Genomic DNA, 15592 nt, shown 5'->3' with positions numbered 1-15592 from the left:
GCCCATATGACCCCTCACGCAGTGATCTTCGACATTGGAAATGTCCTTATCGAGTGGCAGCCGGAACGGTTTTATGATCGCACGGTCGGGGAGCCGAGGCGCAAGGCAATGTTCGAGGCCGTCGATCTGCACCAGATGAATGACCGGGTCGACCGGGGGGCACCCTTCAGGGAAACGATCTATGCCACAGCGCTCGATTATCCCGACTTCGGGGACGAAATCCGAATGTGGCACGATAATTGGATCGAATTGGCAAGTCCGGTGATTGACCACTCTGTCAGGTTGCTCAGGGCCTTGAGGGAGAAAGGAGTGCCGGTATTCACGCTGACCAATTTCGGGGTCGAGAGCTTTGCCTATGCCCAGACCCAGTTTGATTTTCTTAGTGAATTCGACCGCCCCTATATTTCGGGCCACATGAAGACGGCGAAACCCGATGCGGAGATTTATGCCATGGTCGAGGCCGACAGCGGCCTGCCGCCCGACGCTTTGCTTTTTACCGATGATCGGGCGGAGAATATCGCGGCCGCCTCCGCACGTGGCTGGCAGGTGCATCATTTCACGGGACCCGCCGGATGGGCCGAACGTTTGGTGTCCGCCGGGCTGCTGACGCCGGATGAAGCGAAATGACGCCGCGCTTTGTCCCAGCGGACGCCGAAGCGAAGCTTGACTGGCTCGCGCTGACCGATGCCCTTGCCGCGGGCCACGAGCTGCCGAAGGCCACCCTGACAGATAGCTTTCTTTATCAGGGCGACGCCACGCTTCTGACGCGCGCCGCGGCCATTCCCGGCCTCGGAAGCCTCGTGAAAGCCGCGACGATCACGCCCGGTAATGCGGCGCAGGGCCTGCCTTCCGTCAACGGGGCAGTGACGCTTTTCGGTGGGGATGGGCGGCTTGAGGCGGTGCTGGATTTTCACCTCGTGACAAAGTGGAAAACCGCAGGCGACAGCCTTCTGGCGGCGCGACGCCTTGCGCGCCCTGATAGCCGGGAGATCCTGATCATCGGCGCGGGGGCGGTCGCGCGATCGCTGGTCGAAGCCTATGGCGCGGCCTTCCCCAAAGCTCGGTTCACCCTGTGGAACCGCACCGCCTCAAAGGCGGCCGAGCTTGCCGCTGAATTGGGGGCGGAGATCGCCGATGATCTGGCCGGGGCCGTGGGCAAAGCCGATATCGTCGCTTGTGCGACCATGGCAAAATCGCCGGTGCTGCGCGGAGAGTGGTTGCGCCCGGGCCAGCATGTGGACCTGATCGGCGCCTTTCGTCCCGACATGCGGGAGGCGGATGATGATGTGCTTCGGCGCGCCAGTCTCTTTGTCGACAGTCTCGATACCACCATCGGCCATATTGGTGAAATCGACATCCCCCTCACGGCGGGGACGATCACCAAAGCCGATCTGATCGCCGATTTCTACGATCCCGCGAGGTTTGCACGTACCTCCGACGAGGAGATCACGGTTTTCAAGAATGGCGGCGGCGCGCATCTCGACCTGATGACCAGCCGCTATATCCTGAGCGCGATCTAGGCGGGCGCGAGGGCGCGTTTTTCTCGAATTGGCAGGTGCACGATTGCTGACAGCGCCCCGACACCGATGCCGACCCACCAGACGGCGGTGTAGTCGCCATGGAGGTCGTACATGCGCCCCCCGAGCCAAACACCGAGGAAACTCCCGAGTTGGTGACTGAAGAAAACGATGCCATAGAGCGTTCCCATGTAACGCAGGCCCCAGATGTGGGCGACCAATCCAGAGGTCAGCGGTACCGTGGCAAGCCAGAGGGAGCCCATGAACACCGAGAACAGGATGACCGTCGCAGGGGTGATTGGCGTCAGGATGAAGGCCGTCGCGACCAGCGTTCGCCCGACATAGATCCCGGCAAGCAGGTATTTCTTGGAAAATCGCCGCCCGGCCCACCCCGCGGCCAGCGTTCCGGCGATATTGGCGGCACCGATAAGGGAGATTGCCACGGCCCCGAGTGCGGAGGTGGTGGTAATGCCGATATTATGCAGCACGCCGCCGGGCAGGATTGGCCCGCACATCTCGCTGACGAAGGCCGGGAAATGGGCGGTGATGAACGCAAGCTGATATCCGCAGGAGAAAAACCCGATGAAGATGAGCGAGAACGACGGATCCCGCGCCGCGCGCTTCAGGACGGTTCCCATGCTCTCTTCAAGCTCGGCACGGTTCGCCGTGATAGGCGCGCGCATGAAGGGCAAGGCAAAGAGAACCAAGAGCATGACAGCCGCAAAGACGACAAAGACCTGCTGCCACGCGAGAAAACCAAGCATCCACTCCGAAACCGGCGCACCAAAGATCTGGCCCGCGCTGCCCGCAGCCGTCGCGATAGCGAGGGACATGGAGCGGTTCTCGTCCGAACTTGCACGCCCCACGACGGCGAGGATCACCCCGAAACCGGTGCCTGCGATGCCAAAGCCCACCAGAATTTCCAGCATCTGATGCGCCTCGGGGGTTGTGGCAAAACTCGATAGAACGAGGCCGGCGGCATAGAAGAGCGCGCCGATGATGATCGCCCTACGGTCCCCGATTTTCTCGGCCAGCGCACCAAAGAGCGGCTGTCCGATCCCCCAAAACAGGTTCTGGATCGCGATGGCGAGTGAAAATTCCGCCCGGAGCCAGCCAAACTCCTCCGCAATCGGGATCTGAAAGACACCGAAGCTCGCGCGGATCGCGAAGGAAATCATGATTATAAGGCATCCCACGACAAGCACGGGGGAGAAGAGTTTGGCACGGCTCTGCATGGAGATCTCCTGACGGCGCGGTCACGATAGCGAGCGACGTCCAAAGGTCAATCTCGCCCCCCTACACAAGCGTCAATGGGTGGGGTATGCGATGCGCGATGCAAACACTGTCAGACATCTATTCGGCCAAGATCGCCTCGGGGGATCTGACCCATGATCCCGCTCAAGACGCGGTCATGCCGGAATTCGACCGGATTCAGGAAGGTCTCGCGGCGCGCGCCAAGGGCGGAGGCCTTTTCCGGCGCTCGCCCGATCCGCCCAAGGGGCTGTATCTATGGGGCGGGGTCGGACGCGGAAAATCCATGCTGATGGATCTTTTCGTTTCACATGCGGGCGCGCGTACCCGGCGGGTTCATTTCCATGCTTTCATGCAGGAAGTTCACACCGGGATGCACACCGCCCGCAAGCGCGGCGTCGATGATGCAATTGCGCCTGTGGCCGAGGAGATCGGGCGCGATCTTGACCTCCTCGCGCTTGATGAGATGCAGATCACGGACATCACCGATGCGATGATTGTCGGGCGTTTGTTCGAGAAGCTTTTTGCCGCGGGCGTGACCGTGGTCACCACCTCCAATCGGGTGCCTGACGATCTCTACAAGGACGGGTTGAACCGTAACCTTTTCGTGCCCTTCATCGAACTCCTCAAGGATAAGATGGTGGTGCACGAGTTGATCTCTCCGCGCGACTATCGGCAGGAACGTCTTACGGGCGAGCAGGTGTACTTCAGCCCGGCAAACGCCGAGTCCCGCGCGGCCATTCAAGCGATCTGGCAGGATCTTGCAGGTGGTGAAAGTCCGCTGCACCTCACGGTCAAGGGGCGCGTGGTTGAACTTCCGGCGTTCAAGGACGGGGTGGCGCGCGCGCGGTTCTATGACCTGTGTGGTCAACCTCTCGGCCCAGCGGACTATCTCGCGATCGCCGAAGCGGTCCGTGTCCTGATCCTCGAAAACATCCCCACACTTGGCCGTCACAACTTCAACGAGGCCAAGCGCTTTGTCACGTTGATCGATGCGCTCTATGAGGCGCATGTGCGCCTGATCTGTTCCGCCGCGGCCGAGCCGGAATACCTTTATGTCGAGGGCGAAGGCGTCTTTGAGTTTGAGCGGACGGCAAGCCGCCTTCGGGAAATGCAATCCGCCGACTGGGCGGTCTCCTGACCTGACATCCCGACGAATTCTCGCGGGCAAGGCACCGCCGCGCCTTATGCGGACGCCGTGGCCATTTCCAAGCATGCCGGTACAAAAGTTGAGTGGTCGCGGCCTGCGCACTCGCCTATATTGAGGTCAAATCCGGCGCGGGGACCGGGGCGACAAGACGGGGTGGGGTATGGGCGTGATCGCTTGCCGGGCATGGCGCAAGTTTGGCGCGGGCTTTCTGGTCTGGGCGGCAAGCTCTGCCTACGCGCTTGATGATATCAAGTTGCGGGTGCCCGACGGCACCGAAGAGGGCTTGCGGGACACGCTCGTGGCCAGTTCGATCCTGCGTACATCCGAAGAGGAGTTGCCCACCGGCCGCGATGTCTATGCCGCGGCCCTCGCCGACTATCGCCGCCTGACGGAAACGCTTTATGCCGAAGGGTATTACAACGGCGTCATCTCCATCAAACTCGACGGGCGCGAAGCTTCGGCTGTTTCTCCGCTTTCGGTTCCGAACCAGATTTCCATGGTGCTCATCGAAGTGGAGCCCGGCGAGCCGTTCCGCTTTGGCCGCGCGGAGATAGGCCCCCTCGTCCCGGAAACCGTACCGCTCCCGGAATTCTCCCGTGGGGAGCGCGCGCGGGCAGGTGCCATCCGTGACGCTGCCCAAACGGCGGTGGATGACTGGCGCGATGCTGGATTTGCGGAGGCCGCCGTCGCGGATCAACGTGTGGTCGCCGACCATGCACGTCGCAGGCTCGACACCGATCTCACCCTTGACCCGGGCCGCCGCTATGTCTTTGGGCGGTTGGTCGTGGGAAGCGAGAGTGCGGTGCGGAGTATGCGCATCCGGCGGATCGGAGGACTGCCCGAAGGGGAGACTTTCTCCCCGGCCGAACTCGATCAGGTGGTGCAGCGGTTACGCCGGACCGGTGCGTTCTCCTCTGTGGTTCTGAAAGAGCGTCCTTCACCCAGCAGCGGTGTTGTCGATATCGTCGTCGAGGTCGCTGACGAGGCCCCGCGCCGTTTCGGCTTTGGCGCTGAACTGTCGTCGCTCGAGGGGCTGGAACTCTCGGCCTATTGGTTCCACCGCAACCTGCTGGGTGGTGCCGAGAGACTTCGGTTCGATGCGGAGATTTCCAACATCGGCACGGATGAGGCCGGGGGGATCGACTATTTCCTTGGCTCCCGGATTACCACGCCGGGCCGCTTCGGGGCCGATACCGTTCTTTTTGCCTTTGCCAATTATACCCATGAGGATGAGCCGGATTACCTGTCGGACCGTCTTGAGGCAGGCATCGGCGCGACCCGCTATATCTCGTCCTCACTGGAGGGAGAGTTCTCCCTGACCTACACCTATGCGGAGACTGAAGACGAGCTGGGCGACCGGACCTTCCAGTATCTCAGTTTTCCACTTGCCCTGACGTGGGACCGGCGAAACGATCAGCTCAACCCGACGCAAGGCCTGTACGTTCGTGGGGAGTTGCGCCCGTTCAGCGCAATCGAAGGGCTTGATTCCGGCCTGCGCTCCACGCTCGATGCCCGTGGATATTACGGTATCGACGAAGAGGACCGTTTCGTGTTGGCGGGGCGGCTTCAGTTCGGGTCGGTTTACGGGCCGGATATCACCGAAACACCGCAGGATTTTCTGTTCTATTCCGGCGGTGGCGGCACTGTGCGGGGCCAGTCCTATCAATCGCTGGGCGTGACTTTGCCCGGCGGCGTGGATCTTGGCGGACGCAGCTTCGTCGGCCTTTCGGGAGAGGTGCGCGTCGGGATCACTGAGGCCCTCGGGGCGGTGGTCTTTGCCGATACCGGCTATGTCGGCGCGGAGGAGTTTTATGACGGCTCAGGCATGTGGCATTCTGGCGGGGGCCTTGGCATTCGGTACAACACCGGTATCGGCCCCGTACGGTTCGACGTTGCGACACCGCTCGGCGATAACGCGGGCGAAGACGTTCAGATTTACCTCGGCATAGGACAGGCATTTTGACCCCCGTGTATCGTATCCTTCTGGGCGTCGTTGCCGCGCTCCTTCTCGCCCTGTCGGCACCGGCCCAAGACGCACAGGAGGCCGAAGATCGGGGCTTTCTTGAAGGGTTGCTCGAAGACAACCTATCCGGTGCGGGACGAGATGTGCGCATTCAGGGGTTCCAAGGGGCGCTAAGCTCCACCGCCCGGATCGCCGAGTTGACCGTTTCCGATGATGACGGAGTCTGGCTGACCGTTCGTGACATCGTGCTCGACTGGAACCGTTCGGCCTTGCTGCGCGGCGCGCTGGACGTGACGGAGTTTTCTGCCGCCGAAGTGGTGATGCCGCGACTTCCGGTAAGCGAGACGGAAAGCATGCCCGCCCCCGAGGCGAGTGGGGGATTTTCCCTTCCGGACCTCCCCGTTTCCGTGGACATAGGAGCGCTGCGGGTCGAGAGGGCAGAGTTCGGGGCCCCCGTTCTGGGCCAAGAGCTGATTGCGGAGTTGGAAGGGGCGGCTTCGTTGGCCGGTGGCGAGGGGAGCGCACAGCTTCGTATCGCGCGCGTCGACGGAATGGAGGGGGAATTCGCCCTTCAGGGCGGGTACAGCAATGCAACCGAAGTGCTGGATCTGTCGCTCGCGCTGCGCGAAGGGGATGGCGGGATCGCCGCAACCAAGCTGGGGGTGCCGGGCACCCCCGCGCTCGCCCTTACTGTCGAGGGAAGCGGGGAGTTGGATGACTTCGGCGCGGATATCGCGCTTGAAACCGAGGGCGAGCCGCGTCTTTCCGGGAATGTGCAGCTTCGCGGTACCGAGGAGGGGGACCGGCAGTTCGCGGCGAACCTGAACGGCGATCTTCGCCCGTTGCTCGACACGCAATACCACGAGTTTCTTGGCGACCGCGTATCGCTGGAGGTGGGCGGGATCGCACGGTCTACGGGCGGGCTGGAGATAGACGCTCTTGCAGTGGAGGCGCAGGCGCTTTCGCTCGCGGGGATGCTGACCCTCGATGCACAGAACTGGCCGGCAAAGATCGATCTATCGGGGCGCATTGGTTTACCGTCCGGCGAACCGGTGACCTTGCCCGTTCCCGGGGAGCCGACCGACCTGCGCTCTGCTACAATCTCCCTGCGCTTTGACGCGGCGGAGGGCGATCGTTGGGCTCTTGAGCTTGACGCGGATGGCGTGGAACGTGCCGCGACGGAGATTGCCGTTCTGCGAGTTACTGGTGCAGGGGCTTTGACGCGCGGCGAAGGCACCGCACCGGGGAGCGTTTCCGGTACGGTCGACATGCGCGCCGAGGGGCTCGGATTGGCGGATGCGGGGCTTCAGGAAGCTGTTGGTGAGGCGCTGGGCGGGACAATCAATTTCGATTGGACCCAAGGAGAGCCGCTTCGTCTGCCAAAGGTAGAGCTTTCAGGGAGCGATTATGCGCTGTCTGGCGATCTGACGATCGCGGGCGTCGAAGGACAGGTTGATCTGCGTGCCGGGGGCACGATCAGCCTCTCTGCGCAGGACCTCAGCCGGTTTGCGGGATTGGCCGGGCAATCTATCTCCGGTTCCGCGCGGCTCGATGTCGAAGGGTCCATGACACCCGTCAGTGGCGGTTTCGACCTCAGGATCGCAGGGCGGACAAATGATTTGGGTATCGGACAGGCACAACTCGATCCGCTCATCGCAGGCGAGACGAATGTGGCTTTGGCCGCGCGCCGCGATGCCTTGGGGTTGGCTCTCGATGGTATCAACATATCCTCCCCCGCCGCTCAGATTTTCGGCAGTGCACGGCTCAATAGCACCGCCAGTCAGGCGGACCTTCGGTTGACCGTATTCGATGCGGCGCTGTTCACCCCGGGATTGTCGGGCGAGGCCGCCCTGTCGTTTGAAGCGAGGCAGCAGAACGAGCAGTGGGCGGTATTCGCGACGCTTGAGGGGGCCGACGGGCTTCGAGGCAACGCCGTGGTGGAGACCACGCTTCGGGATGGTGTTCTGGGCGCGACGTCCGGGACCCTCTCTGCCGATATCCCCCAGATTTCGGTGCTCTCCGAACTTGCGGGCCGTCCCTTGGGCGGCAGCATCTCCGTTGAAGCCGAGGGCGAGGGGAACCTCTCGCTCGGAACCGGTTCGATATCGCTTGACGCAAACGGGCAGAACCTCTCGCTCGGTGTGGCGGAACTCGATCAACTGATGGCGGGCCGCACATCTCTCGTCGCAGATGTTACGCGCATCGACGATGGGACGTTGGAAATCGGCCGGATGGAGGTGGATGCCCCGCTGGTATCGGCGCAGGTTTCCGGGCGCTACGGACCAAATGAGAGTCGCGTCGCCCTCACCGCTCGGCTCGCCAATCTCGGGATCTTCGTGGAGGATCTGCCAGGTCCGGTGGAAGCAGACGGAACCCTGACACGCCCGAGCGCCTCTGCCGATTGGGGGATTGACGCCGTGCTCTCCGCCCCCGGCGGGACCCGCGCCCGCGTGACGGGGAGCGCCGCGCCGGATACGAGCCGCCTCGATCTGTCGGCAGATGGGAATGCGCCGCTTGGACTTGCCAATCGCTTCATCACGCCGCGCACGCTCACCGGCTCGGCGGATTTCAATCTTGCGGTGAATGGCGCACCGCAGCTTTCCTCCCTTTCGGGTCGCATCACGACCAGCGGCGCGCGTCTGGCGTTGCCGCAAGTCGGCGCTGCCTTGCGCGGCATAGACGCGACAGTCAATCTGTCCACGGGGCGGGCGGAGATCGACCTTACCGCGCAAGTCGCGGAAGGGGGGCGGCTCGCTATTTCCGGTCCCGTTACGCTCACAGCACCGTTTGCGGGCGATCTTGCCGTAGAGTTGGACGAAGTGGACTACGTGCGGCCCGGGTTGCTCGCCACAACGGTCGATGGAGAGCTGGCCCTCGCTGGCCCGCTCACAGGTGGGGCGCGGTTGGCTGGCCGTTTGACGTTGGGTGAAACGGAAATACGTATTCCTGCCGCCGGGGGGGCAACCGCCGTGGCCCTGCCGGAACTCGAACACCGGAACGAGCCGGCGGCGGTACGTCAATCGCGTATTCGCGCGGGGCTGCTTACCGAAGATACGCCTTCTGCGAATGGTCCGGCCTATGGGCTCGAGATCGAAGTTGTGGCCCCAAGCCGTGTGTTCGTGCGCGGTCGCGGGCTTGATGCCGAGCTTGGCGGAACAGTCCAACTTCGCGGCACGACCCGTACACCGATCACCGAAGGCCGTTTCGAACTGATCCGCGGTCGTCTCGACATATTGGGACAACGGCTGTCCCTGACCGAGGGTCTTGTGCGGCTGCAAGGCGATTTCAACCCGGAGATCAGCATTGTGGCCGGTACCACGAATGCAGAAACCGACATCGCCATCACCGTCGCTGGGCCCTCCACGGACCCACAGGTAAGCTTCTCGTCAAACCCCGACTTGCCCGAGGATGAGATCCTGTCACGCCTTCTCTTCGGGCGCGACATATCAGAGATTTCGGCGCTTCAGGCGTTGCGGATCGCCAACGCCGTTCGCACGCTGGCCGGATACGGCGGCGAGGGGATGCTTTCGCGCTTGCGTGAGGATTTCGGTGTCGACGATCTCGACCTGTCCACGGATGAGGAAGGCAACACCGGTGTGACTGTCGGCAAATACATCTCCGACAACATCTATACCGACGTGACCGTGGATTCGACAGGGCGGAGCGAGATCAACCTCAACCTCAACGTCACGCCCTCCATCACGGCGCGCGGGTCTGTCGCGAATGACGGGGATACCGGGATCGGCGTGTTCTTCGAGAGGGACTACTAGGTCAGGCGCTGCGCTTTTCGCTGCCGATGATGAAGTCCAGCAACTGCGCTTCGGGCATCGGAGTGGCAAAGTGGAAACCCTGAAGCGTGTCGCAGCCGACATCTCGCAGGATGCGCGCCTGTTCGGCATTTTCGACACCTTCGGCGAGGATTCCTATCCCCAGTGTCTGGCCGATCTCTACGATCGCGCTGACAAGCTTGCGCGCCTTCTCGCCCTTTTCAACGGGGGCCACGATCCTGCGGTCGATTTTCAGAATGGTCGGCTCTATCTCCATCAGACCGATAATGGATGCATGGCCAGAGCCGAAGTCATCAATCTCGATATCGATCCCGGCATCTTTTATCCGGTCAAGATGGAAGCGGAAGGAACTGCTCTCTTCCTCGACCAGGATGGACTCCAGCAATTCGAATGCGACCCGCGTTTCGGAGTTGCCGATGCTGAATGCGGCATCCAGGACATCGGGATCGTGGATGCGGGCCGAACTGACGTTGAAACTGATCTTCGGAACTGTAATGCCCATCGTGCGCCACTTCGCAAGCGCGGTGCGAGATTTTTCGAACATCATCCGGTCGATGTCGTGCACCATACGGACCTGCTCTGCCACATCGAGAAAGGCAGAGGGTTGCAAAATACCCCGCGTGGGGTGCTGCCAGCGGACCAGGACTTCGAGACCTGTGATACGGCCGTCTGATGCGGAAACCTGTGGTTGGAAGTAGGGAACGAACTCCTCTCGGTCCAATCCGTCCTGAAGCTCCGTGGCGAGGCGGCGGTCGTTCAGGATGTCCTGATGCAGCGAACCGGTGAAAATCTCGACCCGATTGCGGCCGCTTTCCTTGGCGCGATAAAGAGCCACGTCGGCGAAGGAGAGTAGGTCATCGCCGATCTCTTCGACCATATCGGTCGAGGCCACGCCGAAACTCGCCCCGTAGCGGCATTGCCTTCCCTTGTATAGAACGGGCTCCCGTAGCCTTTTCTGCAGCCGCTCAACGAGGGACTTGGAGGCTTTGAGACCGGAGCCCGGGGCCATCAGGATCGAAAATTCGTCACCCCCTACGCGGGCCGCCAGATCACCCTTTCGGATCTCCTTGCGCAGGATATCGGCCACGTGGACGAGCAACCGGTCGCCCGCCTCATGGCCCAGCGTGTCATTCACGTATTTGAAATGGTCCAGGTCCATCCGAATGAGCGAGCAATCAAACTTTTCGCCGCTGCTTTCGGCGCGGGATTGTCGTTCGTGCATCTGCTGGTCGAAGTAGCGCCGGTTTGGCAGTTCGGTCAGAACATCGTGCAAGGCCTGATGCTCGATCTGTGTGCGCATGTCCTCAGCATCAAGGCGTGCGCGTTCAAGCTCTTCTTCTCGCCGCATGTCCTCGGTGATGTCGTAAAGGGCACCGGCCCAACGGATGGTACCGCCCGCATCACGACGCGGACTGGCCGAACCGCCGATCCAGCGGCTTCCTAGCGTGGGGTGCTCGATCTCTACCTTCTGTACCCAGGAATTCATGGTGCGTGCTGAGGTCAGAAGCGATTTGCGCATCTTCTGCCGGTCTTTGGGTTTTAGCCGCTCCATCAACCGCGTGCCGTTGGCTGAAAGCTCTGTGCGTGTCAGGCCCATGAGTTCGCAAAATCGCTCGCTCGCATAGGGGAAATCTATGCGCCCGTCGTCATGCAGTCGAAACTCGCACAGGCCCGCAGGCGCATTGTCAGCGATGTCCGTCAGGCGTTCATGGGCCGTGCGGACCGCTCGGGCGGCAAGGCTTGCTCGGTGCTCGCTTTGCAGTTGTTCGGTGATGTCCAGCAGGTTTCCGTACCACACCACCGCGCCATCGTCCTGTTCGTGAGGGATCGCCGTGGCCAAAAGCCAGCGCAGACCCCGCCTCGGGTGCTCGATGCGCAAACGGCTTTGAAACCGGGTGTTGTCCTGCTGGGCCGCTCGGAACTGTGCGATCAGCCGGTCCCGATCCCCGGTGTGGATGTGTCGTCCCGCAGAGATGGGTTCCTCATCGATGTCGCTCGCCGCAACCCCGCAAAGTCCGGCGAGTTTCGCGCTTTGATAGGTACAGCTTATGTTGCCCTCGGCGGTAATCCGGTACTCAAACAGCGCGCCGGGGGCATTGTCGGAGAGTGTATTGAGCCGATCACTCGCCAGACGCGCGGCGCTCGCGGCAGTCCGAAGCTGCTCTTCGTGATCTTTCCGCAGAGAAATATCGATCAAGGTGCCCGCGACGACGGGGCTTTTGCTATGAGAAATCGATCGTGCGGTCCCACTGAACCAGATCCATCTCCCATCCTTGTGCCGCATGCGGAAGTCGGCTTGGTAGAAATCTGCCCCGTTAAACAGCAGCGCCTCATAGGAGATCCTGATGTGATGCCGGTCTGCGGGGTGGATGCGACCGTGAAAGGCGGGAATCGTCGGAGGAAACTCTCCGGGCTGAAAGCCCAGAAGGGTGTACCAACGATCACTCAACCAGCATTCGCCCGTATCGGGCATGATGTGCCATAGCCCAATACCGCTTCCATCGGTGGCGGTACGTAGAAGCTCTTCGCTGCGTTGAGCCTCTTCGCGGGCGATCTCGGCATCGCATCGTGCGGCATTGGCTGCGCGGGCCGCCTCTTCCTGCTGTCGTTCGTTCGCTTTGCGGTCGGAGATGTCCTTGAAGCTTCCACAAATGAGCACTGGGAGGGAGTCGTCCAGACGTTTCACCCGCCGCCCGGTCGAGTTCATCCAGCGCCAGCTTCCATCACGGTGGCGCAGACGAAAATCGACGTTGTAGAAATCGCTATGCCCGGCGACGAGATCCTGAAATGTCGCGTCGGTTTCATCAGCGTCATCTGGATGGATCAAAAGGCCGACGAGATTGGTGGCCTGATCGAGTTCACCCGGCTCATAACCCAACAATTCGAAGAAGAAATCGCCGACCCACATCTCATTTGTATCGGGGACATAGTGCCAGGGAACAATGCTACCGCTCTCGGTGGAGACGCGCAGAATTTCACTATTCCGCTTCATTCCGATGCGCGCGGATACGGCCTCCTGTCGCGCCGCTTCCGCAGCCTGGGCGGAGCTTGCCAGCGCACATTCCAGTTGCTTGCGGCCCGAAATGTCGATGTGCATTCCATAGATCAGGGTCGAAGGCCCCTCCGCCCCACCGTCGAATTTCTGTGCCGTGGAGGAGATCCATCGCCACTCTCCATCCTTTCCACGCAGACGGAAGTCTACGGCATAGTTGGCTGAAACTCCGTCCAGAAGGTCTTGCAGCGCGGCCAAGGTGCCGTCCCGGTCCTCGGGGTGGAGCATGTCGGAAAAGAAGTCGGCATCGACTTCAATTTCCCCCGGCTCATAGCCGAGCATCGCAAGCCAACTGTCGCTTGCCCAACTGGTGTTCAACTCAGGGCAAAAGCTCCAAAGTCCGACTTGGCCATTTTTTGACAGCAGGCGAAGGACTTGCTCGTGCCGCTCCAGCTCGTGCCGTGCGTGGGCGGCCGCCGATCGGGCATCGATCTCGCTGGTGATATCCCAAGCCTGCCCTAGTATCGCAAATGCGCGGCCGTATTCGTCCCTGATCGTACGCAGCGTCGCTTGGACGGTTCGTAGCTTTCCGTCGCGTCCCCGCAATTCCATCTTGGTGGAGAAACTGGATACGCGCTGGCCGCGGCGTGCGGCGAATTCGCTTTCAAGCTGCCGGATAGCTCCTTGAGAGACGACCTCATAGTTCTTCTGCCCGAGAAGATCCTCGCGCTCATAGCCCAAAAGCGCACAAAATGTCGGATTTACTGAGAGAATGGTGCCATCAAGCGTCATCATGCCGGCGGCGATATCCGCGCCGTCAAACATCCGGTCGAACCAGTTTTTGGCGTCAATATACCGTTTGTCCATGCCGGCGCGGCTCCACTCCATCAAGACACTGTAAGGCGGTCAAGTTGAGGGAACGTGGGCTGAAAATGCTAAGAAAGCATTTGGTCTAGCCGATGAAATCGTATCGTTTTTTAAGAAACCCGTCGCGGCGGGTGCGTCAAAGGCCCCGCGGAATCACGCGGGGCCTGCTGTCGGTGTCTCAAAGGCGCGGCTTGCTACGCTGCGGCTTCCAAGCGTTCTGCGCGACCCACGAGAGCATCATGGAGGGCCTTCACCCCCGCTTCCATTCGGTCTTTGGGCAGTACAAACTGAACATCGACACTTCGCGGGGTTTGGTGTGCCGAAATCACCTCGACTTCTGCATCCTCCATCGCCTGAAGCCCGCGACGCATCGCCTTCAATCCGGTAAGATCCCGACCGATCACGGAGACGATCGCGAGGTTGCGCGCAGAGATACAAGCCGATGGGAACTGCTCTTCGAGATCCGCGATCACGCGCCGCACGGTTTTGAGGGATGCCTGCACATAGTGAACGATGGTATTCGCGTTGGATGTCTTTGAGACAATCCAGACCTTGTGCCGTTTAAGCGCCTCAAGGATCGCGGCATCGTAGCCCTTCACCCCGACCATGTCTTGCTCAAAGACTTCCAGCGCCACGACGCCCAGACCCGTGACAATCTCCACCGAGCTACCTTCGGCCGGTTTGTCATCAATCAGCGTACCGGGATCTTCCGGCTCGAAAGCGTTGGTTACCCGAAGCGGAACTTCGGCCTGACGCAGGATCTTGGCGGCGTTGGGGTGGATCGCTTCCATTCCCATATTGGAAAGCTGGTCGGCCACGTCGTAGTTCGTGTGTCCCAGCTTTCGAACGTTCTCAGCACCGACCAACTTCGGATCAGCTGACGAGAGATGGAACTCCTTGTGGATGATAGCCTCAGCCGCGCCCATCAAGGCCGCGATATTCGCGAAGGTCACCTCGGAATAGCCACGGTCATAGGCCCCCATGAGCCCTTCGGAGCATTGGGCATAGCCCGTGATGATTGGCAGTTCCGTCTTCAGATCCACGTCAGCAAACCCTGCACGGATACGCTCATCCAGCGAATATTCCGCTTCATCACGCCAACCGGACAGATCCACGAAACGCGCGTTCACACCCGAACGCCGGAGCATCTGGGTCGTCACGAAAGCTGAGTGCGCCTCTCCCAAACCCGAGAGCAACTCCCGGATCACCATCATGTGGTTTTCGAGCCGGAAATGCCCGTAGGAACACAGACGGCGCAGGTCGAAAAGACAACTGCGGGCACCCTCAATGCGCTCGCGGACGAATTCGTCTGCCGCCGCGATCTCGGCAGGGTGGTCGAGGGCCTCCCGATGTGCCTTGCCCATGGCGTCCGCCACGCGGTTCAGCGCGGTCAGCCAAGCGTGATCGGCATCGTCATTCGAGAACAGGCCATAGACGCCCGGCTCACCGGTTTTCTTGTCCTCCAGGAGGAGGTTCGTAATCCCACCGAACGCCGAGACGACAAAACACCGATTGTAGAGTTGCGCTTCCGTCCGATCACCGATGAAGAGCGTTTCCTGAAGCTCTTTCACTCGGCTCATGGACGTTCCGCCGATTTTCTCGACGGTGAACTCATCTTTTGAAATGGTCATGTATGGTCGTCCGGACCTATCGCCCGGACCCTCCTCAGCTCTCTTCGAGTTCATCCACAGGGGCATATGATCCGTCCGCGCGATGGACTTCGGTGCCCGTCACGGGCGGGTTGAAGCAGCATGCCATCACTAGTTCTTCTTCGGACCGGAGGATATGGGGGTCGTGCTTATCCAAGGCGTACATCACTCCGGGTTTGATGTCGTGAGTCTCGCCAGTATTCCGGTCGGTGATCGACCCTTTTCCGGAGATGCAATACACGCTCTCAAAGTGGTGCTTGTACTCGAACTGGTGCTCCGAGCCCGCCTGAAGCGTCGTGATGTGGAAGCTGAACCCCATTCCGTCATTGGCCAACAGCATTCTGACAGAGGTCCACTTCGCATCGGACACCGCGCGGTCGGAGTTTTTAAGTTCGTTGAAATCTCGGACGATCAT

Annotated in this window: 9 protein-coding genes; 5 read left to right on the top strand and 4 right to left on the bottom strand. The window is 61.1% G+C overall.

The window, feature by feature from the left end; all coding sequences use genetic code 11:
* The first annotated feature begins 6 nt into the window (after positions 1-6).
* The gene (locus tag BM234_RS08195) at positions 7-627 is read left to right on the top strand and encodes an HAD family hydrolase (protein ID WP_092062973.1); all 621 of its coding nucleotides are present in this window, start codon (positions 7-9) and stop codon (positions 625-627) included.
* Complete coding sequence (locus BM234_RS08190; RefSeq protein ID WP_092062970.1) at positions 624-1520, top strand: ornithine cyclodeaminase family protein; 897 nt, start codon at positions 624-626, stop codon at positions 1518-1520. Before BM234_RS08195 ends, BM234_RS08190 begins: the two co-directional genes overlap by 4 nt.
* Here BM234_RS08190 and BM234_RS08185 read toward each other — a convergent pair.
* Positions 1517-2752 (bottom strand): MFS transporter, encoded by a 1236-nt coding sequence (locus BM234_RS08185; RefSeq protein ID WP_092062967.1) that lies wholly within the window; start codon positions 2750-2752, stop codon positions 1517-1519. The two genes, BM234_RS08190 and BM234_RS08185, sit on opposite strands and share 4 nt — an antisense overlap.
* Positions 2753-2850: 98 nt before the next feature.
* Here BM234_RS08185 and zapE point away from each other — a divergent pair, with 98 nt between their 5' ends.
* From zapE to BM234_RS08170, 3 genes are all read left to right on the top strand, one after another.
* Positions 2851-3909: a cell division protein ZapE gene (gene zapE / locus BM234_RS08180; protein ID WP_092063323.1), complete on the top strand. Its 1059-nt coding sequence runs from the start codon at positions 2851-2853 to the stop codon at positions 3907-3909.
* A gap of 169 nt (positions 3910-4078) precedes the next feature.
* Positions 4079-5881: an autotransporter assembly complex protein TamA gene (locus BM234_RS08175; protein WP_092062964.1), complete on the top strand. Its 1803-nt coding sequence runs from the start codon at positions 4079-4081 to the stop codon at positions 5879-5881.
* Positions 5882-5886: 5 nt separating this feature from the next.
* Positions 5887-9651 carry a translocation/assembly module TamB domain-containing protein gene (locus BM234_RS08170; protein WP_245752556.1) on the top strand — a complete coding sequence of 1255 codons (3765 nt, stop codon included), beginning with the start codon at positions 5887-5889 and terminating at the stop codon, positions 9649-9651.
* Position 9652: 1 nt separating this feature from the next.
* On the opposite strand, the gene BM234_RS08165 is transcribed toward BM234_RS08170, so the two are convergent.
* From BM234_RS08165 to BM234_RS08155, 3 genes are all read right to left on the bottom strand, one after another.
* Complete coding sequence (locus BM234_RS08165) at positions 9653-13528, bottom strand: sensor domain-containing protein (protein ID WP_175501224.1); 3876 nt, start codon at positions 13526-13528, stop codon at positions 9653-9655.
* 194 nt (positions 13529-13722) lie between these two features.
* Complete coding sequence (locus tag BM234_RS08160) at positions 13723-15159, bottom strand: aspartate kinase (protein ID WP_092062955.1); 1437 nt, start codon at positions 15157-15159, stop codon at positions 13723-13725.
* A 34-nt stretch (positions 15160-15193) separates the two neighbouring features.
* Positions 15194-15592, bottom strand: coding sequence for an ectoine synthase (locus BM234_RS08155; protein ID WP_092062950.1), 399 nt, complete (start codon positions 15590-15592; stop codon positions 15194-15196).

Source organism: Poseidonocella pacifica, from assembly GCF_900111875.1.
In the GTDB taxonomy this organism is placed as follows: Bacteria; Pseudomonadota; Alphaproteobacteria; order Rhodobacterales; family Rhodobacteraceae; genus Poseidonocella; species Poseidonocella pacifica.
Note: the sequence above shows the minus strand (reverse complement) of the source record. Positions and strands in the feature narration are given on the sequence as shown.

What these genes read in the sequence shown, in the direction of transcription:
- BM234_RS08165 (WP_175501224.1), bottom strand. Translation starts at nt 13,528, where the DNA reads ATGGACAAACGGTATATTGACGCCAAAAACTGGTTCGACCGGATGTTT.
- BM234_RS08155 (WP_092062950.1), bottom strand. Translation starts at nt 15,592, where the DNA reads ATGATCGTCCGAGATTTCAACGAACTTAAAAACTCCGACCGCGCGGTG.
- BM234_RS08175 (WP_092062964.1), top strand. Translation starts at nt 4,079, where the DNA reads ATGGGCGTGATCGCTTGCCGGGCATGGCGCAAGTTTGGCGCGGGCTTT.
- BM234_RS08195 (WP_092062973.1), top strand. Translation starts at nt 7, where the DNA reads ATGACCCCTCACGCAGTGATCTTCGACATTGGAAATGTCCTTATCGAG.
- BM234_RS08185 (WP_092062967.1), bottom strand. Translation starts at nt 2,752, where the DNA reads ATGCAGAGCCGTGCCAAACTCTTCTCCCCCGTGCTTGTCGTGGGATGC.
- zapE (WP_092063323.1), top strand. Translation starts at nt 2,851, where the DNA reads ATGCAAACACTGTCAGACATCTATTCGGCCAAGATCGCCTCGGGGGAT.
- BM234_RS08160 (WP_092062955.1), bottom strand. Translation starts at nt 15,159, where the DNA reads ATGACCATTTCAAAAGATGAGTTCACCGTCGAGAAAATCGGCGGAACG.
- BM234_RS08190 (WP_092062970.1), top strand. Translation starts at nt 624, where the DNA reads ATGACGCCGCGCTTTGTCCCAGCGGACGCCGAAGCGAAGCTTGACTGG.